Source organism: Bacteroidia bacterium (genome assembly GCA_039924845.1).
GTDB lineage: Bacteria > Bacteroidota > Bacteroidia > DATLTG01 > DATLTG01 > DATLTG01.
Genome location: JBDTAC010000054.1, coordinates 106,321 through 127,452, shown reverse-complemented (window position 1 = coordinate 127,452; position 21,132 = coordinate 106,321). Strand labels below are relative to the sequence as shown.

The 21,132-nt window shown below is 36.2% G+C and carries 20 protein-coding genes and 1 pseudogene; 12 read left to right on the top strand and 9 right to left on the bottom strand.

What is annotated here, in order from left to right:
- Nucleotides 1-472 precede the first annotated feature (472 nt).
- Nucleotides 473-1,204 carry a cupin domain-containing protein gene (locus ABIZ51_06155; protein ID MEO7088359.1) on the top strand — a complete coding sequence of 244 codons (732 nt, stop codon included), beginning with the start codon at nt 473-475 and terminating at the stop codon, nt 1,202-1,204.
- Between the two features lie 259 nt (nt 1,205-1,463).
- Here the strand turns inward: ABIZ51_06155 and ABIZ51_06150 are convergent, their stop codons facing one another.
- Entirely contained in the window at nt 1,464-1,709 is a 246-nt protein-coding gene (locus ABIZ51_06150; protein MEO7088358.1) for a hypothetical protein, read from the bottom strand.
- Between the two features lie 239 nt (nt 1,710-1,948).
- On the opposite strand from ABIZ51_06150, the gene ABIZ51_06145 reads away from it, so the two are divergent.
- The 7 genes from ABIZ51_06145 to ABIZ51_06115 all read left to right on the top strand — a co-directional run bounded on the left by ABIZ51_06145 (nt 1,949) and on the right by ABIZ51_06115 (nt 6,802).
- Nucleotides 1,949-2,794 carry an isocitrate lyase/phosphoenolpyruvate mutase family protein gene (locus ABIZ51_06145; protein MEO7088357.1) on the top strand — a complete coding sequence of 282 codons (846 nt, stop codon included), beginning with the start codon at nt 1,949-1,951 and terminating at the stop codon, nt 2,792-2,794.
- Nucleotides 2,795-2,803: 9 nt separating this feature from the next.
- Entirely contained in the window at nt 2,804-3,244 is a 441-nt protein-coding gene (locus tag ABIZ51_06140) for a carboxymuconolactone decarboxylase family protein (protein MEO7088356.1), read from the top strand.
- 208 nt (nt 3,245-3,452) lie between these two features.
- The gene (locus tag ABIZ51_06135; protein MEO7088355.1) at nt 3,453-4,169 is read left to right on the top strand and encodes a hypothetical protein; all 717 of its coding nucleotides are present in this window, start codon (nt 3,453-3,455) and stop codon (nt 4,167-4,169) included.
- Nucleotides 4,159-4,986: a DUF5677 domain-containing protein gene (locus ABIZ51_06130; protein ID MEO7088354.1), complete on the top strand. Its 828-nt coding sequence runs from the start codon at nt 4,159-4,161 to the stop codon at nt 4,984-4,986. The genes ABIZ51_06135 and ABIZ51_06130 overlap by 11 nt, the downstream gene beginning before the upstream one ends.
- A 204-nt stretch (nt 4,987-5,190) precedes the next feature.
- The gene (locus ABIZ51_06125) at nt 5,191-5,676 is read left to right on the top strand and encodes a hypothetical protein (GenBank protein MEO7088353.1); all 486 of its coding nucleotides are present in this window, start codon (nt 5,191-5,193) and stop codon (nt 5,674-5,676) included.
- A 212-nt stretch (nt 5,677-5,888) separates the two neighbouring features.
- Nucleotides 5,889-6,614, top strand: a complete 726-nt coding sequence (locus ABIZ51_06120) for a hypothetical protein (protein MEO7088352.1) — start codon at nt 5,889-5,891, stop codon at nt 6,612-6,614.
- Nucleotides 6,599-6,802 (top strand): hypothetical protein, encoded by a 204-nt coding sequence (locus ABIZ51_06115; protein ID MEO7088351.1) that lies wholly within the window; start codon nt 6,599-6,601, stop codon nt 6,800-6,802. The genes ABIZ51_06120 and ABIZ51_06115 overlap by 16 nt, the downstream gene beginning before the upstream one ends.
- On the opposite strand, the gene ABIZ51_06110 is transcribed toward ABIZ51_06115, so the two are convergent.
- The 3 genes from ABIZ51_06110 to ABIZ51_06100 all read right to left on the bottom strand — a co-directional run bounded on the left by ABIZ51_06110 (nt 6,795) and on the right by ABIZ51_06100 (nt 8,244).
- Nucleotides 6,795-7,139: a hypothetical protein gene (locus ABIZ51_06110; GenBank protein MEO7088350.1), complete on the bottom strand. Its 345-nt coding sequence runs from the start codon at nt 7,137-7,139 to the stop codon at nt 6,795-6,797. The genes ABIZ51_06115 and ABIZ51_06110 overlap by 8 nt on opposite strands.
- Nucleotides 7,136-7,939, bottom strand: a complete 804-nt coding sequence (locus tag ABIZ51_06105; GenBank protein ID MEO7088349.1) for a type II toxin-antitoxin system antitoxin SocA domain-containing protein — start codon at nt 7,937-7,939, stop codon at nt 7,136-7,138. Before ABIZ51_06105 ends, ABIZ51_06110 begins: the two co-directional genes overlap by 4 nt.
- 143 nt (nt 7,940-8,082) lie before the next feature.
- Nucleotides 8,083-8,244, bottom strand: a complete 162-nt coding sequence (locus ABIZ51_06100) for a hypothetical protein (protein ID MEO7088348.1) — start codon at nt 8,242-8,244, stop codon at nt 8,083-8,085.
- A 191-nt stretch (nt 8,245-8,435) separates the two neighbouring features.
- Here ABIZ51_06100 and ABIZ51_06095 point away from each other — a divergent pair.
- A pseudogene (locus ABIZ51_06095) lies at nt 8,436-8,860 on the top strand (hotdog fold thioesterase).
- A 110-nt stretch (nt 8,861-8,970) separates the two neighbouring features.
- On the opposite strand, the gene ABIZ51_06090 reads toward ABIZ51_06095, so the two are convergent.
- Nucleotides 8,971-10,215 (bottom strand): MFS transporter, encoded by a 1,245-nt coding sequence (locus ABIZ51_06090; protein ID MEO7088347.1) that lies wholly within the window; start codon nt 10,213-10,215, stop codon nt 8,971-8,973.
- A 293-nt stretch (nt 10,216-10,508) separates the two neighbouring features.
- Between ABIZ51_06090 and ABIZ51_06085 the strand changes: the two genes are divergently transcribed.
- From ABIZ51_06085 to ABIZ51_06075, 3 genes are all read left to right on the top strand, one after another.
- Nucleotides 10,509-11,762 carry a cystathionine gamma-synthase family protein gene (locus ABIZ51_06085; GenBank protein MEO7088346.1) on the top strand — a complete coding sequence of 418 codons (1,254 nt, stop codon included), beginning with the start codon at nt 10,509-10,511 and terminating at the stop codon, nt 11,760-11,762.
- A gap of 223 nt (nt 11,763-11,985) precedes the next feature.
- Nucleotides 11,986-13,395: an outer membrane beta-barrel protein gene (locus ABIZ51_06080; GenBank protein ID MEO7088345.1), complete on the top strand. Its 1,410-nt coding sequence runs from the start codon at nt 11,986-11,988 to the stop codon at nt 13,393-13,395.
- Nucleotides 13,396-13,570: 175 nt separating this feature from the next.
- Nucleotides 13,571-15,607 (top strand): PKD domain-containing protein, encoded by a 2,037-nt coding sequence (locus tag ABIZ51_06075; GenBank protein MEO7088344.1) that lies wholly within the window; start codon nt 13,571-13,573, stop codon nt 15,605-15,607.
- A gap of 111 nt (nt 15,608-15,718) precedes the next feature.
- On the opposite strand, the gene ABIZ51_06070 is transcribed toward ABIZ51_06075, so the two are convergent.
- Genes ABIZ51_06070 through nuoL form a run of 4 tightly spaced genes read right to left on the bottom strand, consistent with a single transcriptional unit; the run spans nt 15,719 to nt 21,112 of the window.
- Complete coding sequence (locus ABIZ51_06070) at nt 15,719-16,333, bottom strand: VTT domain-containing protein (GenBank protein ID MEO7088343.1); 615 nt, start codon at nt 16,331-16,333, stop codon at nt 15,719-15,721.
- 16 nt (nt 16,334-16,349) lie between these two features.
- The gene (locus ABIZ51_06065) at nt 16,350-17,732 is read right to left on the bottom strand and encodes an NADH-quinone oxidoreductase subunit N (GenBank protein MEO7088342.1); all 1,383 of its coding nucleotides are present in this window, start codon (nt 17,730-17,732) and stop codon (nt 16,350-16,352) included.
- Nucleotides 17,733-17,750: 18 nt separating this feature from the next.
- Nucleotides 17,751-19,214 (bottom strand): NADH-quinone oxidoreductase subunit M, encoded by a 1,464-nt coding sequence (locus ABIZ51_06060; GenBank protein ID MEO7088341.1) that lies wholly within the window; start codon nt 19,212-19,214, stop codon nt 17,751-17,753.
- Nucleotides 19,211-21,112: an NADH-quinone oxidoreductase subunit L gene (gene nuoL, locus ABIZ51_06055; protein MEO7088340.1), complete on the bottom strand. Its 1,902-nt coding sequence runs from the start codon at nt 21,110-21,112 to the stop codon at nt 19,211-19,213. The genes ABIZ51_06060 and nuoL overlap by 4 nt, the downstream gene beginning before the upstream one ends.
- Between the last annotated feature and the right edge of the window lie 20 nt (nt 21,113-21,132).

Below are 21,132 nucleotides of genomic sequence, written 5' to 3'. Positions count from 1 at the left end.
TAGCAGAGCAAAAGAACGAAAAATAATGCACACATTTATTAGTCGGAAGTGCTAAAAATGAGGCGAAGGTTTTAAGTTCCATATATGCAGGTGCGTCATAATTCGGTGCAGGTCGTTATTTGATACTTGCAGGTGCCTGTCGAATACTTGCAGGAGCGTCATCGTTCGGTGCAGGTCGTTGTCGAATACTTGCAGGTGCCTGTCGAATACTTGCAGGAGCATCATCGTTCGGTGCATTTGCTTAATTGCTCGAAGCAGGTGCGTAAATGTTCGGTGCAGGTCGTTGTCGAATACTTGCAGGTGTCTGTCGAATACTTGCGGGTGCCTATATGCTCAGTGAGATTGACTAAACACTCAATGAGATTGCTTAGTTGTTCAGTGAGATTGACTAAACGCTCAATAAGATTGCTTATTTGTTCAATCAGATTGACATTTTATATAAACATCTTAAATAAATAACTACCTTACAAAAATGAAAACAGACGATTTAAAAGAAAGTTTTGGAACTTTATCAGAAACGATAAACGGATTAATTAAATTAGGTTATATCCACGACTTTAATATTCACGAAGAATGTTTAGTATGCCACCAAACCAATATGACACTATCTCCAAACGATTTTCAAATAGACAAAGTGTATCGTTTTGAAGGTACTTCTAATCCAGATGACGAGTCAATACTTTATGCAATTTCTTCTGCGAAATTTAACATTAAGGGAACCTTGGTAAATGGGTATGGTATTTCAGCGGATGCAACAAATCAAAAATTGATAGAAAAATTACAGACACATAAAGCACATACCACAATGGAAAACAAATCAAATGACGCAACCTCGCAAAGACCGGAAGGAAATCGGGTTTTAAATGCTCAATTAGTAGAAATGAACTTGTATAAATTCATTGAGCAAATAAAGGCGGAGACTACTTGGACAAACAGCGACCGAAATTCAGTTACAATTTTTAAATCTGAAACGATGAGAATTGTGCTTATGGGACTACACGAAAATGCAGAATTAAAACCACACAAAGCGAACGGAGTAATAAGTGTTCAGGTGTTAGAGGGGAAAATAAATTTTATTACAGAACAACAAAGTTCTTTAATAGAAAAAGGTCAAATGATTGCTTTACAAGAGAACAATACGCATAGTGTAATCGCATTAACAGAAAGTTTTTTCCTACTTACGCTTTCAATGAATAATAAATAGTTCGTTCAAAGCGGAGCGTGAGCCTGCTTCTTCTGATTCATTTCAAAAGAATGTTAAAGGAAATATCTGATAGAATTATTTACTTCTTCTTTCTTTTGTCTTACAAACAAATGAAAGAAGCAAAGAAAAATTCAATGCTTTGCTTTCTCATTTCATTTTAGCTTTCAACCTCATCTCCAACCCTTCTCCAAAAGAGAAGGGAGCACGTATTAAAGTCCTCTCCTTTGGAGAGGGTTTAGGAGAGGTTCTTTATTCGAAATCAGATGCCAGGAAAATATTTTTTCAAAGCGTGGCGCGAGCCGGAAAAGGTAGCGGAGGTTGAGCCAGCTTGTGTGTGAGCCGATAACGTTTTCTTGAGTTTTTTGTTTCTTTTTGGATCAAGCCAAAAAGATAATAAAAGAATAAACTTCTTACGTTCGTTTTTCTTGATAAGGGCAAACAAACAGTGTTTGTTTGAGCCAGTAGGTGTGTTAGCAACCAAAACATCAAGGCTTTGCTTTCTCATTTTATTTTAGCTTCCAACCTCACATCCCCCAACCCTTCTCCAAAGGAGAAGGGAGCACGTATTAAAGTCCTTTCCTTTGGAGAGGATTTAGGAGGAGTTCTTTATTCGAAATCAGATGCCATTGTTTTGAACTAATAACTTAACTTATTAACCTATTTGGTGACAACAAAAAATATACGTTATTTTTGAAACGTAATGAATAAAGTTTTTTAATTCTAATAAAATTAATAATTAAGAAAATGACAAATAATCAACAGCAAATAAAAGCAAAACAATTTCATCAATTACATCATTCCGAGAAAATGCTTGTATTGCCTAATGTTTGGGACTCATTAAGTGCTATTTTATTGGAAAGTCTGCAATACCCAGCTATTGCAACGGCAAGTGCATCTATTGCTTATACAAATGGATACAATGATGGTGAGCATATCCCCTTTACCGATTTACTTACATTATTAACTAAAATCGTAAACAGTGTAAGTATTCCTGTTTCAGCCGATATTGAAAGTGCTTATGCTGCTACAGATAAGCAACTTCAGGAAAACATAAAACAACTTATTTCTACAGGTATTGTAGGTATTAATATAGAAGATAGTTACAAGGAAACGAATGCGCTAATTCCTATCGAAATACAATGCAATAGAATTCGGATTATAAAAAATGTTTCCGCAGAAATGGGAATTTCATTGTTCATCAATGCCCGAACAGATGTTTATATTCATGGACAAGAATTTGAAACAGCAGAAGCGAAGTTGGAAGAAGTTTTAAAAAGAGGATTGGCATACAAAAGCGCGGGAGCGGATTGTTTTTATCCAATTGTTATGCGACAAGAACAAGACATCAAAAAAACAGTTGAACAACTTCAGATGCCTATCAATATTTTGGCTATTCAGGGTGTTCCCGAATTGAAAACACTTAATGAAATGGGTGTAGCAAGAGTTAGTTTGGGTCCTGGCTTTTTAAAAATTGCAATAAAAGCGATGAAGGATTTAGCAATAAAACTAAAGAACTACGAAGGTTTATCAGACATTACAAGCAATGAAATTACAAGTGATTATTTAAAAAACTTAGTGAATAAAAATTAGTAATACGCCATGACAAAAAGAATTTCAATTAAAGATATTGAGCCGGAAGCATACAAAGCGATGCTGACTTTAGAAAATTACGCCAAGAATACGGAGGTAACAGCGCAACTGAAAGAGCTAATTAAAATAAGAGCTTCTCAAATTAATAAATGTGCTTATTGTTTGGATATGCATACGGAAGATGCGATAAAACTTGGTGAAAATGCACGAAGAATTTATTTATTATCTGCTTGGAAAGAATCACCTCTTTTTTCGGATGAAGAAAAAGCTGTTTTGCAATTAACGGAAGAAGTAACTCATATTTCGGAGAATGGTGTAACAGATGAGACGTATAACAATGTTCTTCGCCATTTTGGTGAAAAAGTTACAGCTCAACTTATCATGCTAATTGTTGTCATTAATTCGTGGAACAGAATTGCCATTTCTACCAAAATGATTTATAAGCCCTAAGAAATTATTTTCTTGCGTTCTTTTGGCAACAAAAAATATACCTTATTTTTGAAACGTAAAGAGAATTTTTTTTTATTATTTATTTCGCTTTTCATAAGCTAAGAGGTAGGATTGACGCAATAAATAGTTTTTTTAGTTGCGTCTATTTGAAAGATGTACCACCAATTGCGGACATAACTACATAGTTAACCAAATACCAAAACTCTGAATGGCAAAGAAAGTTTTAACTGACCATAAACCTCAAAAAGGAAAGTTAATCGCTCCCTTCAATCACATGCTGGGCGGCTTGTCAGAAATATCTCATATAAATAAAATTATTCCCGAAATTTCTTGGCAAGCAATACTTATTGACTCATTAGGTTTCGTAAATACATGTGCGCTCCTAAATGAATTTCTTGTAAGCTTAAAGGCAAATTCTGAAGTAAAGCCATTATGTTTCGCTAGTAATTTTATTTCATTCAATCAAATTGACTTTGACAGAACTAAGTTTTCAACTATTCTTTCCAAAAGTGAAATTCTTGTTAGATTATTTCCTGACTGGCCAATGAAAAAAATATTCGATTATGATTGTGGTCCTGCTACAAAAGAAGACATTGAATATTTCAGAGATATTGTAAATAAGTTGCTTGACAAGCGCTCAGTTTTGGCGGTTCAGTCATTGACTTGCACAGTGCATTATCTAATGCTGACTAATAAATTTCACCTTCCTGCAGGTAGCCATATTGCAAATATTAGCGAAATAATAAAATACCCTGAAACAGATGTATCTCGAGCGGTTGCAAGCTCTATACGTTCTGTTTTGAATATATTTATTGGTAACAGCGAGTTCTCAAATACAAATTCACTGTGGCCAGCAAATTTCTGGAATACACTTTACTTACATTCACCTTGCACTCTTACAACACTACATTTTGATGAAAAATGAAATAGAAAAAATATTTAAGACTTATATTGCAAATCTAGAACAAGATTTAATAGATCGCTGGAATTGGTGGCAAAAAGATGTTTCTACTCCCGAGCTTTATGAAGTAATAAGTGGCATAATTTCTCGACAAATTTGTTTGGCAATTAACATAGTCGGTAACAATTCTCTTTGGAACAGCCATGTTGGACCAGTATTGATGAGAAGTTTAATTGATAACTATATAAATTTTGCGTGGATTCTAATTGATCCTTTGAAACGAAGTCAACGCTTTATATACTTCGGACTGGGACAAGAAAAACTTCACCTTGAACATTTTAAAAATCAATTTTCTGAAGTCGAGGTTCCAGATCAAATTCGTATGCAAATGGACGCCATAGAAGGATGGATTGATTCACAACGCTATACATTTTTGACGGACGTAAACTTAAAAAGTTGGCCTGAAGTTCCCGTAAGACAAATGGCTGAGGAAGCTGGATGTACTGACTTGTACAATCATGCTTACCAACCCTTCAGTTCTGTCGCACATAATATGTGGAACCATATTGGGAGATATAATATGCAAACTTCGTCTGACCCATTACACAAATATTTGAGACACCCTGTAATAATGCATTTAACACCTACATTGTATTATGTCGAATTGACTATTAAATATGTAGATAAAATGTTTGATAAATTCGACAAAACTTTTGGATATAAGCCAACGAGAGACACCGCTAGTGAGTTTCATAAATCATTGAGTACACTATCTGCAAAAGTAAAACCGAAAAAGCGAAGCAAAAAAAATGACGAAACAACTGGTGGTAACAGCACCTAAAAGAAATGCGGGCGGACATCAAAGTATTTGTAATAAATGCCGCTTCGCGAAAGACAATCATTTTGCATTGCAAATACATAGAAACATAGTATCTTTATTTAAACGTTTCGGTAGAAAGTGTTTCAAACCGCACTTCTTTTAGCTGCAAAACGTTACCAGTAAGTGGCGGGACAAATCCCACAAGGACAAAAATTAACATCATCTATGACAAGACAAATAATCCAAGTAATCTTCATTCTTTTTTTAACCAATTGCTGTTCGACAAAAAACACAACGGCTGACAAATCTAAATCAACCGACCCAAACTATTTGGTGACCGGCTATTATTATTTATCCAAAGACTCTAACAAGTTTCAAAGACAACTTTACGGCACGACAAGAAAATATTATTTAAACCCAGCTCCAATCATAACGGTCGACAACTTTACAAGTGCTTCCATCGACCAAAATAAACTTGGTGGCTACTATATCGGCATTAACCTTGATGAAGCAGGTGGACAAAAATGGAGCGAAGCTATTGGTAAAACAATTGGTGACAGTCTTGCTATTATTGTAAATAATGAACTTGTTCAAGTTGCCAAAGTAAATGCGCAAATAACAGCACCCGTGACAGCAATTAATCGAGGTGGCTTGACAAAATCACAGGCCGACAAATACTTAGAAGAAATCAAAGCTAAAATGACAAAATAACTGTGTGCCGCCACCATACTGGTAACAGCGGCTAAGCGCAAGGTGGGCGGAACGGTAGCGGAAACCGTAAAAAAACGACAGTGCAACGATTAACTGACAGAAATTAATAAAACAGAAGAAAATAATCAATAAAATATATTCCGACAATTTTATTATTCCTTTTGTTTTCTTGTGGCACAAGACAGCCAAATAATAAACTACCAGCTTTTAACTTGACTTATATTTCAGGATGTAATACAATAACACATTCTAAAATTAACATTTACTACAAAGACGACAAATACTTTGCAGACCACACTTCTCCGACCTATTTTGACGGAAATAATATTGACAGTTTGTGGACTGTTGAACTCAATACTAAACAAATAGGCGCCTGCATTAAATTTCTAGACAAAGCAAAATCACTTCCAAGAAAATGTGACCGACTTAGTTCCTCTGAAAATCATTACATAATTATTATCAATAAAGACACGATAGACATAAACGGTGATTGCGACTGGAACAATCTAGACTTTCACTTTTTAGACCAACAATTATTCAAGACAAAGCATTCGGAAATTGAAGAGAAAAAGAAAAGTTTTCTAAAAGACCTTGATAAAAAAATTGCTGGAAAATGGTTCTTACAACCCTCAAATCAAGATTTAAAACGAGACGACATTCTAACGTTTTCGAGAAGTAAAATGACAAACAATTTTATTGTGTTTGGCGACAAAAACACTTTAACGGGAAATTGTACAGACTTACTTAAAATGAAAAATTTGAAACGATATAAAACAGAATTAAGTGACGGATGGAATGAAACGGTAATTACTTTAGATTGGGGAAAAGTAACGTTAGAAAAGGAATATAATACTTGGTATGAATTCGGTGCGACATTTACGCTTGTAAGTATAACACAAGACGAACTAAAATTGAATTTTTTATGGACAAGCAATTAGTTGTCGGTAGAAACGAAGGAAGAACGGCATCCGCTAACAGCAGCTACAAGAAATTGGCGGTTCAGTGGTTAAATGAAGCTTTGTGCTTCGTATCAAATTTTGTGGTGGCAGACAGTTTAGTGCTTCGAAATCGCCAACTTCTTGTAGCTGAGTTTTGTAAATTTTTCATCTTAGTATTTATTATTTAAAGTTGTCCATTATTCTTTGTTTGTCCTCATTTTCCTTGTCATTCTTGTGGTATATTTCAATGAAAATTATTTTTCCTTCCTCTTTGAAGTATGCATAAATTAATCGCAATCCCGAATTTACACCACGACCTTTTAATGCTTTACAAGCAATCTTTTTCACTTTGATTACACACGTTTCTAATTTCAAATTATCAATACGAAAACTGAACGGTGGTCTTGCTTCCGGTGTAGTAGTCAACACTTGTTTCACTACATCCAAATCATCATTCAGTGTTCTGTATTTTTTCAAAAGATTTTTCAAATCCTTTTTAAATTCAGTTAATTCTTCAAAGGTCATTGTTCTTCAATTTCGTCTCCATAGTTTCTTACAGAGAAAGGAGCATCTCTGTAAAAAGCTAATTCGTAATTTATTTCTTCTCCTTCTTTTGAGGCAAGCCAAGGCATATCCTTATGAGAATAGCTACTAATAGCAGAAGCCGACCAATCACTCATTTGTTCAATGACTTTGTCAATCACTTCTTTTTCGCTTGCTTTCAATTCTGTCAAATCAGCTTTCGCAAGTGGAATATAACGGGTTTGCATTTTGTCGTAATACTCTGTTTTAATTCGTTGTATCATTCCCTTTTCCATCATTTGCCCAATGATGGTGTCTAACTTTTGCGGAACAGGTCCATAAGGCAACTTGCGATATTTTGCACCCGTTAAATGTTCCTCATACAATTCGTAGTAATTGAAATCCGAAAAATACAGCAATTTGTAAAGCACAGTTTCGCCAACATTAGGCTTGCCTGCACATCTTTCTAAAATGTATAGCAAAACATTTTTGAACTTGTTGACTTGCAGAGTTGGGACAGAAATTCGTTCATCTGTTTTCTTTGACTTTGCTTCGACTTTGCCTTCAATATCTTGGCTCACTGAAAAACTTTTAGACATAAAATCATCCAATGAAAAACCCAAGACCAAAGACAACCGTTGCAATTCAAAAACATTTACACCTCTGTTACCCAACTCTATTTGAGCCAAAGACGGTCGGGATATTTTGACACTTTTTGCCAAATCTTCCTGCGACAACCCCTTCATTTTACGAAGTTCAGTTATTCGCTGACCAATTTGTTTTTGTGAGAGTTTTATGTTCATATCAATTTGTTTATTTCGATTCAATGTGACAAAGATAAGCATTGTTTCAATTCAAAACAAATTATTGTTCAATATTCGTACAAAAACATTTAGCCAATTATTCGCCTATTTGATATTGTGTTGAAATATTATATACAGTAGACTCACAAACCCACAATGTCAAGCACATTTGCAGCTTTAGAATAAGGAATGAAAGTATTTGGCTGCAAATAAGCTTGCCATTCTCCCGCCCACCTGTGTATGCGTAGCGTAGTAAAAAGAAAATTTCCTTTCGCTTCTGTAAAATTTAAACCGCGACCGCTCATGCAACGACCGCTATATCCGAAAGCCAATACAACCGCCCAACTTATAACAGCGCACTGGCAGCAATAGCGGGTGAAGTGCGGATATAAACATTATTTCACTAAATTTACTTCGTGCATACAGACAGTTTAGTGTTTCAAAACCGCTACTGCGCCAGTGCGCAAAACGTTAGCAATAAAACAAACACAATAAAATGATTTGGAAAAATAAAATTGACTTAGAGAACTTAAATAAGGTACCTGAATATATTGGTACTTATTTAGAAATACGGTTTACGGAATGGACTGAAAATTCACTTACAGCAACAATGCCTGTAACCAAAAAACACACCAACCTCGGGGTATTTTACACGGAGGAATATCGGTTGTACTTGCAGAAACGGTGGGAAGTTATGCCAGCAATTTAATAATTGATACAGCTAAATTTATTGCAGTGGGTTTAGAGGTCAATGCGAATCATCTGAGACCTGTAGTTTCGGGAGAAGTTAGAGCAGTATGTAGTCCAATTCATATCGGGAGTAAAACTCACGTATGGGACATCCGAATTTCTAACGAACAAAATAAACTCGTTTGTATTAGTCGCCTTACCGTTGCGATAATCGAAAACAATAAAAAATAATTTTCCGAATGCTTTTTTAGAGCAATATTTCTTGGCTCCAAAAAATATTTTTTCAAACTAAAAAAACACTTCAAAAAAATAATTTTTCAAGCACCTTTTTATCTGCATTTTTAAAGTTTGCTGACAACTATTTTCCTCGCGTTTACTATTTTCAACACTACAAAAAATAAAACAATACCGATAATACCGCAAACGGCTTCTATATTAAGCATCCCTGTTGGACCGTATTTTGTGTGTGCCCAGCCATCTACAACGGTCATATACGTTATGGGGAAATTAGAAATGGATGCGTAAACTGTGTATTTTGTGGCAGCTGCTCCTTTGCCAATTGCTTCCAAAACAAATGCAGTAAATCCGGCATAACACAATCCTATTACAAAGGAATAGATGGACGTCCAGATGATATACATAAGTTCGGTATGCGGAGAATATGCCATCGCAACTGCCGTTATAACAGATATCAAACCAAAAACAATATACGCAATTTGACGATCCGTTTTATCACATATCCAGCCGCCCAACAAACAACCAACGGCAGTAATAATTCCGCTCATAATTCCCGTTGCAAAGGCAACAGTATTCGCACTGGCTTGCCAATCCTTTGCAATAGCTGCAAACAAATTAGAAGCTGCGCCTGTACCGAGTGGAAGAAAACATAAAAACAATGCCAAGAATCCAAGCTTTGCTTTTATAGTAACCCAAATATCTTTAAAGAGATTTTGGAACGTTGTTTTAATCTTTTCTGCACGCACTGTTGATTTAGCTTCTGTAACAAAAAAGAGTCCTATACAACAAAGAAAACAAGCAACAGCAAGAATAGCAGCTGGCATCCAAAGATTGCTTATATGTTGTGTCAGCCAAAGACCAACTCCACCGCCCACGCCTCCACCACCCAGATTCCCTGCTTGTAAATAACCGCCCGCTTTTCCCTTTTTTTCATCTGGAGTAGCGTGAGCAGCAAGTCCGTTTACTGCAATATCTAAAAAAGAAACTGCCACATTGGTAACCACTACAATTATGGTTAATAGCGGAATACTGGATGCTTTAATTGGTAAAATACCGGTAACTAAAATACCCAGCGCGGTTACAATACTTGCTATAATATACCATTTCTTTAGCGAAAGCGTGGTATCAACAAGAGGAGCCCATAAAAATTTAATAACGTGCGGAAAAAGACTTGCTGCTATTAAAGCGGCAATCACATCGGTAGAAATACCGGCTTGAGAAAAAAGATAAGCATAAGCAACTGTAATATATCCGCCAACTACACCAAAAGGCAAAACCAATAACATAAAAACGATGGGATGCACCTGAGATTGCTCAACTTTGTCGGAAAGAGAAACGCTTTGGTTCAAGTAAAGTGTGTTTGGTAATTGCTGGACTAAAGTATGTATAATTCAAATAGTATGAACATGACTTTCTTTTTTTCGATTAGTGATGAATTAAAATTTTATTTATTCTCTATTAGAGATGTTTTTATTTATTGGCATCTTGCCGAAGTATATCACAAAAATAATTTCTCCTGCGCTCTTTTTTCTTTTTATAAAAAAGGTTTAAAAAAATATTTTTTGCGGAAATAAAACTGCAACTTCGCAGAACCTTATTTTACAGTCTTTTTCAAAGACTCTTATTCAAAAAATAATTTATTATGAGCATAGAACACAAATTTAAACCAGAAAGCTTAATGATGTCGTACGGTTACAAACCTGCACTTTCAGAAGGGTCTATCAAATCACCTATTTTTCAAACATCTACTTTTGTATTTAAAAATGCCGAAGAAGGAAAAGCTTTTTTCGAAGTAGCTTATGGCTTGCGCGAAAAGGGTGCAGATGAAGAACTCGGACTTATTTACAGCCGAATAAATAATCCTGATTTAGAAATATTAGAAAACCGTTTAACACTTTGGGATGAATCCGAAGATTGCGCTGTTTTTGAAAGTGGCATGTCAGCTATTTCAACTGTTTTATTGGAGTTTTTAAAACCGGGTGATTTATTGCTTTACAGCACACCTTTATACGGTGGAACCGATCATTTCATTCGCGATTTTCTAAAAAAAATCGGAATTCATAGTATCGCATTTAAGCCAGGACAAGAAAGAGAAGAGTTGGAAAAAATGATCGAAAATACAGGAATGGCAAATCGTTTGGCACTTATTTATATTGAAACGCCTGCCAATCCTACCAATGCTTTGATAGACATTGAATGTTGCAAAGCGATTGCGGATAAATACAGCAGTAAGGAAAATAAAGTTTTTGTAGCAGTGGACAATACCTATATGGGACCTTTGTGGCAAAAACCGCTTAAACACGGAGCTGATTTTTCGCTTTACTCTGCAACCAAATATATTGGAGGACACAGCGATGTAATTGCTGGAGCTTGTTGCGGAAATAAAGAAGTGATGAAACGGGTAAAAACATTGCGTACTTTTTTGGGAAATATGGCAGCACCACAAACTGGTTGGTTGTTGATGCGCAGCTTGGAAACACTAAAAGTACGAATGGAACAACAAGCCATTAATGCTGAAAAAGTAGCGGAGTTTTTAAACGCACATCCGAAAGTGGAAAAAGTTTATTTTTTGGGATTGATTCCAAAAGATTCGAAGGAATATCAAATTTATAAACGGCAATATACTTCTGCTGGAGCAATGCTTTCCTTTGATATAAAAGGCGGGGAAGCCGAAGCCTTTAAATTCCTGAATAATTTAAAATTGATAAAATTGGCAGTAAGTTTAGGCGGAACAGAATCTTTAGCGGAACATCCTGCAACAATGACGCACATTGGCGTTGATCCTGTTCACCGGAAAGAAATGCACATTACTGAAAAATTGGTGCGACTTTCCATCGGTGTCGAAAATTACAACGATATTATTTGGGATATTGAACAAGCTTTGGAAAAAGCATAAAATTATATTCCTGTAATTTTAAATTCAGTTCTTCGATTTCTGAGCACTAATGCAAAAAAGGTATTTGAAAAATTAATTTTTCAAATACCTTTTTTGCTCCTTACAATCCCTTCCAAAATGGAAGGGTTATTTATTTCCCTTTCAAAAAATAATTTTCTCAGATTTCTTTTTTTACTTTTGACCGCCAATTATTTAAGTCTTTTTTAACACTAAAAATTAGAGCATGAAAAAATTAAACTTTACATTATTTACAATCCTCATTTTAATGGTTTCAATACAGGTAATGGCACAGCCCGGAAGCTCTATTGCACTCTCAACAAAAGATACACTAAAAGTTGCTTCGGCAAAAATCCCTTTAGAAGGATTTGATCAAACTTGGATAAATGGAAACGACCGGAGAGATTCTTCCATCTTTCACATTCCCTATTTTACGCCCAGCATATTAATTGATAATAATTTCACGCATTCATTTAATAATCCGATAGATCAAACAGTTGTGGGATCTACGGCACTTTCGCGCGATGACGAAATGGTTATTTCTGCTGTTAATTTTGGAGGCGATTTCAGTTACGGAAATGCGCGTGGCAGAATTATGACACAATTTGGAGAACGTTCCGAAGTGGTTCCCAGAAACGATTTAAGCACGTATCGCGGTCAATACGACATGTCGAACGCCTATCGCTACCTCGATGAAGCGTATGCCGGATACCACTTTGACAAATGGTATGGAATTAATGTAGATGCTGGTCTTTTTATGTCCTACATCGGACTTAACTCCTATTATCAAGAAGAAAATTGGGAATATCAAGCTTCTTTTACATCTGACAATACGCCTTGGTTTTTTAATGGAATACGTATACAAATGTTTCCTACCAAATGTTTAAAAGTGGAAGCTTGGCTGATAAATGGTTGGCAGAGTTACGGTATGTTTAATCAATTGCCAGGCGTTGGCGGCAATATAACTTGGTGTCATACCGAAAACAGTAAAATTTTATCGAATGATTATTGGGGAACAGATGATGCTGGATTTTTAGGAAGGCACCGATTTCATTCCGACAATAGTTATTTGTGGAGGTATTATCACAAAGCAAAATCAGAAAAAGGAATTACACAAATGGCTTTCTCTGCAACGGGAGATATTGGTTTTGAAAAAGGCGATGGCGTAAATGGTTTTAATAATAGCGATCCGATAAATAATCCAGCACAATATTTTTTAAGTTTTATGGTGTATAATCGTGTTTGGTTTCATCACAATAAATTGGCTTGGTGCGCTGGTGGTGGATGGGTTGATAATCCTGGTCGTTATTTAGTACTTGCGCCTACTGGCGATGCAAGTCCGCTCCCAAACCCTGCTAATCCTACACAAACATTAGGCACACATCCTTTCTCTGAAAATCCGGGTGATCAATTTGTAGGCTGGGATTGCTCTACAGGAATTAGTTGGATGCCCAACCAAAGTATTGAATTTAAAACGGAATGGGTACATCGTCAATCAAGTGTTCCTTATTTTGCAGGCGAAGGTGGTGTAACATCTCCAAGCGGATACTCCACTACTCCTATTCCTCCAGGTTGGACACCCGATTTGGTGAGATCCGAAAATCGTATTGTAGTTGCGTTTGAATTTCGTTTGTAATTTTATTTCGAAAAATTATTTTTTTGAAAGGCTTTTATAGCAGCGTTTTTTGTGCTTCGAAAAATTATTTTTTCAAATGCCTTTTCTACGAATTGTATTTAAAAAATATTTTATTTACCTTTATACTTTTAGAGCATTTTACGACTTTGTGATTGCTTTTTTTAAGATAGCGGCAATGAAACCTAAAATACAAATTCTTTTCTTTATCCTATTTTTCAACCTGTTTTTTACAAACTTTATTTTTGGGCAAGGTGCGCCTGCCTGCGCTTCCGTAAATGCAGGTAGCGACACGACCATTTGCGCTGGAACTTGTATTACATTAAACGCTACTTTAATTACAAATAACCAAACAACAAATTATTCGGTGGCAAGTATTCCTTATGCTCCATATTCTTACACAGCGGGCTCGGCGATACTTGTTTCAACAGATGATGTTTGGAGTACGGTTGAAAATCTCGGATTTAATTTTTGTTATTTTGGAAATTCCTATAATCAAGTAGTTATAGGTGCTAATGGGCAAATATCTTTTGATTTAACCAATGCAAGTGGCTACGACAATTGGCAAAATACAGTACCTCTTCCAAGTACAACAGATATGCCAGGTAATACTATAAGTTGTCCTTTCCGAGATATTGATCCTGCGATACCAGCCCCAGGAGAAAGTGTAACGTTTCAAATGTATGGCACAACACCCTGCAGAGCAATGGTAGTGAGCTGGAATAATACACCTTTGTTTGATAACACCAGTACTACATCCTTTGATTGTGGAGGCGCGCCTAATTCAACTTTTCAATGTGTTTTATATGAAAACACGAATTATATTGATGTATATGTTGAAAATAGTTTTTCTTGTGCTGTATGGAATGGAGGCTTCGGCACCATTGGCATTCAAAATGCCGCGGCTACTGTAGCTGTTTGCCCTCCCGGCAGAAACCACACTACCTTTTCAGTAAACGGTACTCCAGAAGCTTGGCGGTTCAGTCCCACAGGTCCACCTTCCTACTCATTTAATTGGTTTAAAGTTGGCTCTCCAGCTTCCATTGGAACAACAACAAGTTTAACTGTTTGCCCAACAACAAATACTTCTTACGCATCAGTTATGAAACTCATTAATTGCGATGGAACTACTTATACTGTAACGGATACAATAAATATAAATGTACTTCCCTCCTCTCCTCCTTTAATTTTAACTGTCAATCCTGCCAACAGTAGTATTTGCACTGGAGGAAATAGTGTATTAACCGTATCAGGAGGAGGTGCCACTTATACTTGGTCTCCAGCAGCAGGGTTAAGCTCTACTACTGGAAGTTCAGTAACAGCAAACCCGCTACTCACAACCACTTACACGGTTGTGAGTAGCGGCGGCACCGGAATTTGTGGAAGTACTGGATCAGCTATAGCTACCGTAATCGTAAATCCTTTACCGACGGTCGCTTTTTCTGCTGATACTACAAAAGGTTGCGATCCGCTCTGTGTAAAATTCAAGAATCTAAGTACTCCAAGAAGCCAGACTGCAGATTGGTTATTTGGAGATGGAAAAACAAGTAACAGCGTCGCAACAGCCAGCTATTGTTATCCAAACGCAGGAACCTATACGGTAAAGTTGATTGCAACAGACAGTTTGGGTTGTTCTAATTCGATGATTGCATCTAATCTGATAACCGTCTATCCGCAACCAGTAGCATCATTTTCGATGACTCCTCAACCAGCTACCATTGTTGAACCTACCGTTTATTTTACTGATCATTCCTCAGGAGGAGTTGATCAATGGGAATGGAATTTTGGTGATGTTACCAGTTCAAGTTCTTCTCTACAAAATCCGCAATACACCTACTCGGATACTGGATATTACAATGTAAATTTAATTGTAAGTAACAACAAAGGTTGCACAGATAGCATCTCCCAAATTATTTACGTGGAAGGCGATTACACGTTTTATGTCCCAAATGCTTTTACACCTAACGGAGATGGGCTAAACGATGTATTTCAACCAACAGGATCTTATCTGAATATGAACAGCTACGATTTAAGTATTTTCGACCGTTGGGGAAATTTAATTTTCCATACAAATAACTTCTACCAAGGTTGGGATGGAAGAGCAAATGGAGGAAAAGTCATTGCCCAGGAGGATGTATATGCTTGGAAAATCTCAATAAAGGATTTTAAGGGAAATGGACATTTGTATTTGGGGCATGTTTCCTTACTGAAATAATTCTACGCTACCTCTTATATTGTTAATCAACCCTCATTTATAGCTTCGCCACCTTTAAGTTTACGCATTGTTTTTAATCGGTACTAATTTTGGGAAAGCTCACAATGCTAATTATTTTTTGAATGCCTTTTTCAATATGGGAATTGAGGTAACTAAAATCATTGCGATAACGATGGTTCCTAAATAGTTTTTTGCGTGCGGATATTTCATTCCCAAAAAATACCCTGTCAGCGTAAGCGAAAAAACCCACAACACACTACCGACAACGTTGTAGAAAAAAAATTTTTTGAAATCGATTTTTATAGCTCCTGCTAAAATAGGCGCAAAAGTGCGTACAATGGGCAAAAAACGACCGATAATTATTGTCTTTCCACCGTGGCGAGCATAAAAATCACGCGTCATTTGCAAATATTTTTGCTTAAAAATAAGTGAATCTTTTTTACTGAAAAGTGCTTCTCCGGCTTTGTATCCAAAAATAAAACCAGTCATGTTTCCGATAATCGCAGCCAAGCATAAAGTAAAAATCAACAGGAAAATAGATGTATTGAAAATGTGCATTCCACACAACAATCCGGAAGTAAATAAAAGTGAATCTCCGGGAAGAAAAAAGCCGATAAACAAGCCTGTTTCGGCGAAAACAACAAATAATAAAAGCAGTAATCCACCGTAATTAATGATGGATTCTGGATTGGTTAATTGCTTTAAAAATTCCCAAACTTCAGACAAAATGAAAAACTATTTTTTAGAGTAGCGGTAAGCGGATGATTAAATCCGGAAATATTCCAAGCAACAAGACAACAAGCGTTGCGGCAATTAGAATGATTTTTTGAAGAGTACTAATTCCGATAACGGTATCGTCGCTTGATTTTTTGAAATAAGCGGCAATAATCAGTCGGAAATAATAGCCAATACTAATTAATGATCCGCTGATGGCAATCAACGTAATCCATTTGTAATTGCTGGTAAATGCAGCGGTAAATAAATAATATTTTCCGAAAAAGCCCGACATTGGCGGAATTCCCGATAAGGAAAGCATGGAAATAGCCAGCACAAATGCTAAAAGCGGATTCTTTTTATTCAAACCATCGAACGCATCATAATTTTCTGAATTTTGTTTTTCAGAAACAATTTGCAAAGCAGCGAATGCAATAATCGTTGCCATAGAGTACGCTGCGGCGTAATATAAAATGGCTCCTGCCGATATTTTGTTCATTGCCAAAATTGCCAAAAGCATATATCCTGCATGTGCAATGCTCGAATAAGCGAGCATTCGTTTAACGCTTTTTTGATAAATCGCAGTGATGTTCCCAAGTATAATAGTCAGTGCAATCATTATCCAAAGTAAATCGTGCCATGTTACGCCTAGCAATGAAAAACATTCGTAAAATAATCTGAAAAAGGCGGCAAATCCTGCCGTTTTTACAATTGTAGCCATAAATGTAGTAATTGCAGTCGGCGCGCCATCATAAACATCTGGAACCCAAAAATGAAAAGGAACTGCAGATACTTTAAATGCCAATCCGACCAACATCATTAACATTCCTACGTAAAAAAGTCCAGGTAAATTGTTGATATGATTGGCTACAAACATTCCGATAGTTGGTAAATCAAATGACATTGTTACGCCATAAATTAAAGCGATTCCGAACAATAAAAATCCAGTTGCAAACGATCCCATTAAAAAATATTTGAACGATGCTTCGTTGGATGCTGTGGATGTTTTTCTACTTCCCGCAAGCACATACAGCGGTAATGAAAGAATTTCTATTCCTAAAAATAACATCGTCATATTGGAATAAGAAACCATAATAACGGCTCCAAGAATCGAGAATAAAGCCAAAGCAAAATGATCCGTCAAATTGGTTCTTTCCTCAAAATAATTATTGAATATGCCAAACCAAAATAGCGCAATCACCACAATTAAAACAGTGAACACAATGGCGTAATTATCGAAATTCAACATGTCGTTGTAATAATGAATATTGGTATTCCAATCTTTCACAGCAACGGCAATGGTTCCAATTAAACCAAGGATAACAATCGGAAATAATAATTTTTTGAAATTAAATATTTCGACTAATAATGCGATAACACCTAATAAAGAAAGTAATTCTACTGCTTTCATTTGCTACTATTTCTTCTTTTAAATCGGACTGATTGCATATTTTTGAACCAATAATTTCACTGCCGGTTCCGCAATATCAAGCAATGGTTTCGGATATACTCCGATGGCAATTACCATAATTACAATCGGAATTAATACTGCTTTTTCATTCAAAGTTAAAGGTGTAAAATTTTCGGTGAGCGCAATGCGATCGCCCAACATCACATGTTGATAGGAACGGAACATATATACCGCAGCTAAAATAATGGTGGTGGCAGCAAATCCAGCTATCCAAGCATTGTATTGGAATAATCCATTTATCAATAAAAATTCGCCAATAAAGCCATTGGTTAAAGGCAATGCCACCGCGCCTAATAATATAATCAAATAAATCGCTGCAAATTGCGGTTCTGCTAATCGGATACCACCCAGCAATTTTATTTCGTGCGTTTTAGTGCGCATAAAAATAATATCTACGATGAAAAATAATCCCACCGCGTTAATTCCGTGGCTAATCATTTGTATCATTCCGCCTTGTAATCCTTGAACGTTAAAAGCCATAATACCTGCGGCAATCATACCAACGTGTGCGAAAGAAGAATAGGCAATTAAGCGTTTCAAATCTTTTTGTACAATGGCGATACACGACGCATAAATAATTCCGATAACCGCTAAAATAATCGCGAGGTGCGAACAAGCAGCAACCCCTTGCGGAACAACTGGAAGCAACCAACGAATCAATCCGTACGTTCCCATTTTCAACATCACTCCAGCAAGTAGCATTGTTCCTGCTGTTGGCGCATTAGTATAGGTATCTGGTTGCCAAGAATGAAATGGAAAAACGGGCATTTTAACAGCAAATGCGATGAATATTCCCCAGAAAACAAATTCTTGCGCACGCAAATCTAAAGAAGCTCCTGCAGCATAAATCGCCTGTATATCAAACGAATGATTTCCGGCAGTATGTAAATACAAATAAATCAGCGAAAGCAGCATTAATAAGCTTCCTGCCAAGGTGTAAATAAAAAATTTAAGTGTAATTTTTTCTCTGTTTTTTCCGCCCCAGCGCAAGCAAATAAAATAAATTGGAATAAGTGCCAATTCCCAAAAAACATAAAATAAAAATCCATCCAAAGAAGTAAAAACGCCAATCAAAGCCATTTGCATCAATAAAATAAGCGCGTAAAAAGCATTGGGCTTTTCGTATTTTGAGCTAAAGGAAGAAAGAATAATTAGCGGAATTAAAAACGTAGTTAACATCACTAATAATAAACTGATGCCGTCCATGCCCACTTTAAAATGAATACCAAGCGATGCAATCCAAGGAACATCAATCAAAAACTGAGTGCTTGCATTGTATTGAAATTGAAAAACAGCTATCAATGAAAGGGCAAATTCAATTAACGTGGCAGTAAGAGCAATGGTTTTAGCTTGCTCTTTTTTTACCATCAAAAGTAAAAGAGCTGACAACAATGGAAATAAAATGAGAATGCCCGTTATCATAAAACCTTGTAAAATAAAATACAAATTATACTTATTACCATCGCGAAAATATAAAAGCCAATACTTCCTGTTTGTAATCTTCGAAATAAATCGCTTAGACGGACAACTAATTTTCCAATTCCGTTTACGGTTCCACCAATTAAGCGATTTTCAAACGTTTTATCAAATTGTTCTGATAAAGCATCGAGCGGTTTTGTGATAACGTTGTTATACAATTCATCCACAAAGTATTTATGGTATAGAAGTTTGTGCACAAAACCTATTTTTTGTCCCTCCGCTACTGGAATTTCTTGTTTAACGATGTATTTATGTCTTGCAAAATAAATAACTCCCAGCAATAAAACGACCGTTATTCCCATCAACATTTGTTCTGTACCAGCTGATAGTATATCTGGTAAGGTTTTAAGTGTTGAATCTGCAAAAACAGGAGAAAGGAATTTATTCAGAATATGTGTTCCTCCCAATGATTCCGGAATTCCGACAAATCCTCCGACAACAGATAAAACTGCTAAAACAATCAAAGGAATCGTCATTATACTTGGTGATTCATGCAAATGATGTTCTTGTTTTTCTGTCCCTCTGAATTTTCCATAAAACGTGAGGTACAGCAATCGAAACATATAAAATGCCGTCATCAAGGATCCACCCAAACCCAACACCCAATACCAAACATTGCTTCCGAATGCATGCGCTAAAATTTCATCTTTCGAGAAAAAGCCTGCAAATGGTGGAATTCCTGAAATAGCCAATGTGGCAATGAGAAATGTAATTGCTGTTATGGGCAAATGTTTTTTCAACCCTCCCATTTTACGAATGTCTTGTTCTCCGCCCATCGCATGAATAACACTTCCAGCGCCTAAGAAAAGTAATGCCTTAAAAAAGGCATGTGTCATCACATGGAAAACCGCTCCAGTAAATGCGCCTACGCCCAATCCTAAAAACATGTATCCCAATTGACTCACCGTGGAATAGGCTAATACCTTTTTGATATCGTTTTGCACCAAAGCGATACTTGCTGCAAATACAGCCGTAACAACACCAATGATAGCAACCAAACTCATCGTAAACGGAGACAATGTGTATAATATGTTAGACCGTGCAATCATGTAAATACCTGCAGTTACCATGGTAGCAGCATGGATTAACGCAGAAACAGGCGTTGGTCCTGCCATCGCATCGGGTAGCCAGGTATACAATGGAATTTGAGCGCTTTTTCCCATCGCGCCTACAAAAAGCAATAATGTAATTGCTGTGAGGACAGGTCTTCCGGCGGTAAAAAATTTTGCCTGACTAAAAATACCTGAATAAGAAGTGCTTCCGAAAGTGATATAAATTAAAATAATTCCAAGAAGAAAACCTAAATCTCCTATTCGATTCATCACAAAAGCTTTTTTCGCAGCGTTATTGTAATCGTTGTTTTTAAACCAAAATCCAATTAATAAATAAGAACACAATCCCACGCCTTCCCAACCTACAAAAAGAATTAAGTAATTGGAGCCGAGCACCAACAACAACATAAAAAAGATAAATAAATTTAAGTAGGAAAAAAATCGGTAAAACGCTTCGTCATCGTGCATGTAACCGACCGAATACAAATGAATTAAAAATCCGACTCCAGTAATAATCAATAAAAATATAGAAGAAAGCGGGTCTACCAGAAAGGAAAAGGGTGCAGAAAAACTTCCAGCACTAATCCAATCAAAAAGAGGAACGGTTGTGGCTGTTATGCTGCCAGAGATCAGTTGAAAAAATAATATTGCAGAGATAATAAATGCAGCTAAAATTGTGGTGCAGCCGATAACAGCGACAACACCTTTGGAAAATTTTTTTCCGAATAATCCGATAATCAAAAAGCCGATTAAAGGAAAAACAGGAATCAGCCAAACAAAATTTATCATACTTCGTACTTAAAAACGCG

Coding starts and splice junctions, on each gene's coding strand:
- ABIZ51_06130 (MEO7088354.1), top strand. CDS start 4,159: ATGAAAAATGAAATAGAAAAAATATTTAAGACTTATATTGCAAATCTA.
- ABIZ51_06145 (MEO7088357.1), top strand. CDS start 1,949: ATGACAAATAATCAACAGCAAATAAAAGCAAAACAATTTCATCAATTA.
- nuoL (MEO7088340.1), bottom strand. CDS start 21,112: ATGATAAATTTTGTTTGGCTGATTCCTGTTTTTCCTTTAATCGGCTTT.
- ABIZ51_06105 (MEO7088349.1), bottom strand. CDS start 7,939: ATGAACATAAAACTCTCACAAAAACAAATTGGTCAGCGAATAACTGAA.
- ABIZ51_06075 (MEO7088344.1), top strand. CDS start 13,571: ATGAAACCTAAAATACAAATTCTTTTCTTTATCCTATTTTTCAACCTG.
- ABIZ51_06150 (MEO7088358.1), bottom strand. CDS start 1,709: ATGAGAAAGCAAAGCCTTGATGTTTTGGTTGCTAACACACCTACTGGC.
- ABIZ51_06085 (MEO7088346.1), top strand. CDS start 10,509: ATGAGCATAGAACACAAATTTAAACCAGAAAGCTTAATGATGTCGTAC.
- ABIZ51_06125 (MEO7088353.1), top strand. CDS start 5,191: ATGACAAGACAAATAATCCAAGTAATCTTCATTCTTTTTTTAACCAAT.
- ABIZ51_06140 (MEO7088356.1), top strand. CDS start 2,804: ATGACAAAAAGAATTTCAATTAAAGATATTGAGCCGGAAGCATACAAA.
- ABIZ51_06110 (MEO7088350.1), bottom strand. CDS start 7,139: ATGACCTTTGAAGAATTAACTGAATTTAAAAAGGATTTGAAAAATCTT.
- ABIZ51_06060 (MEO7088341.1), bottom strand. CDS start 19,214: ATGATAACGGGCATTCTCATTTTATTTCCATTGTTGTCAGCTCTTTTA.
- ABIZ51_06100 (MEO7088348.1), bottom strand. CDS start 8,244: ATGAGCGGTCGCGGTTTAAATTTTACAGAAGCGAAAGGAAATTTTCTT.
- ABIZ51_06155 (MEO7088359.1), top strand. CDS start 473: ATGAAAACAGACGATTTAAAAGAAAGTTTTGGAACTTTATCAGAAACG.
- ABIZ51_06080 (MEO7088345.1), top strand. CDS start 11,986: ATGAAAAAATTAAACTTTACATTATTTACAATCCTCATTTTAATGGTT.
- ABIZ51_06135 (MEO7088355.1), top strand. CDS start 3,453: ATGGCAAAGAAAGTTTTAACTGACCATAAACCTCAAAAAGGAAAGTTA.
- ABIZ51_06115 (MEO7088351.1), top strand. CDS start 6,599: ATGGACAAGCAATTAGTTGTCGGTAGAAACGAAGGAAGAACGGCATCC.
- ABIZ51_06065 (MEO7088342.1), bottom strand. CDS start 17,732: ATGAAAGCAGTAGAATTACTTTCTTTATTAGGTGTTATCGCATTATTA.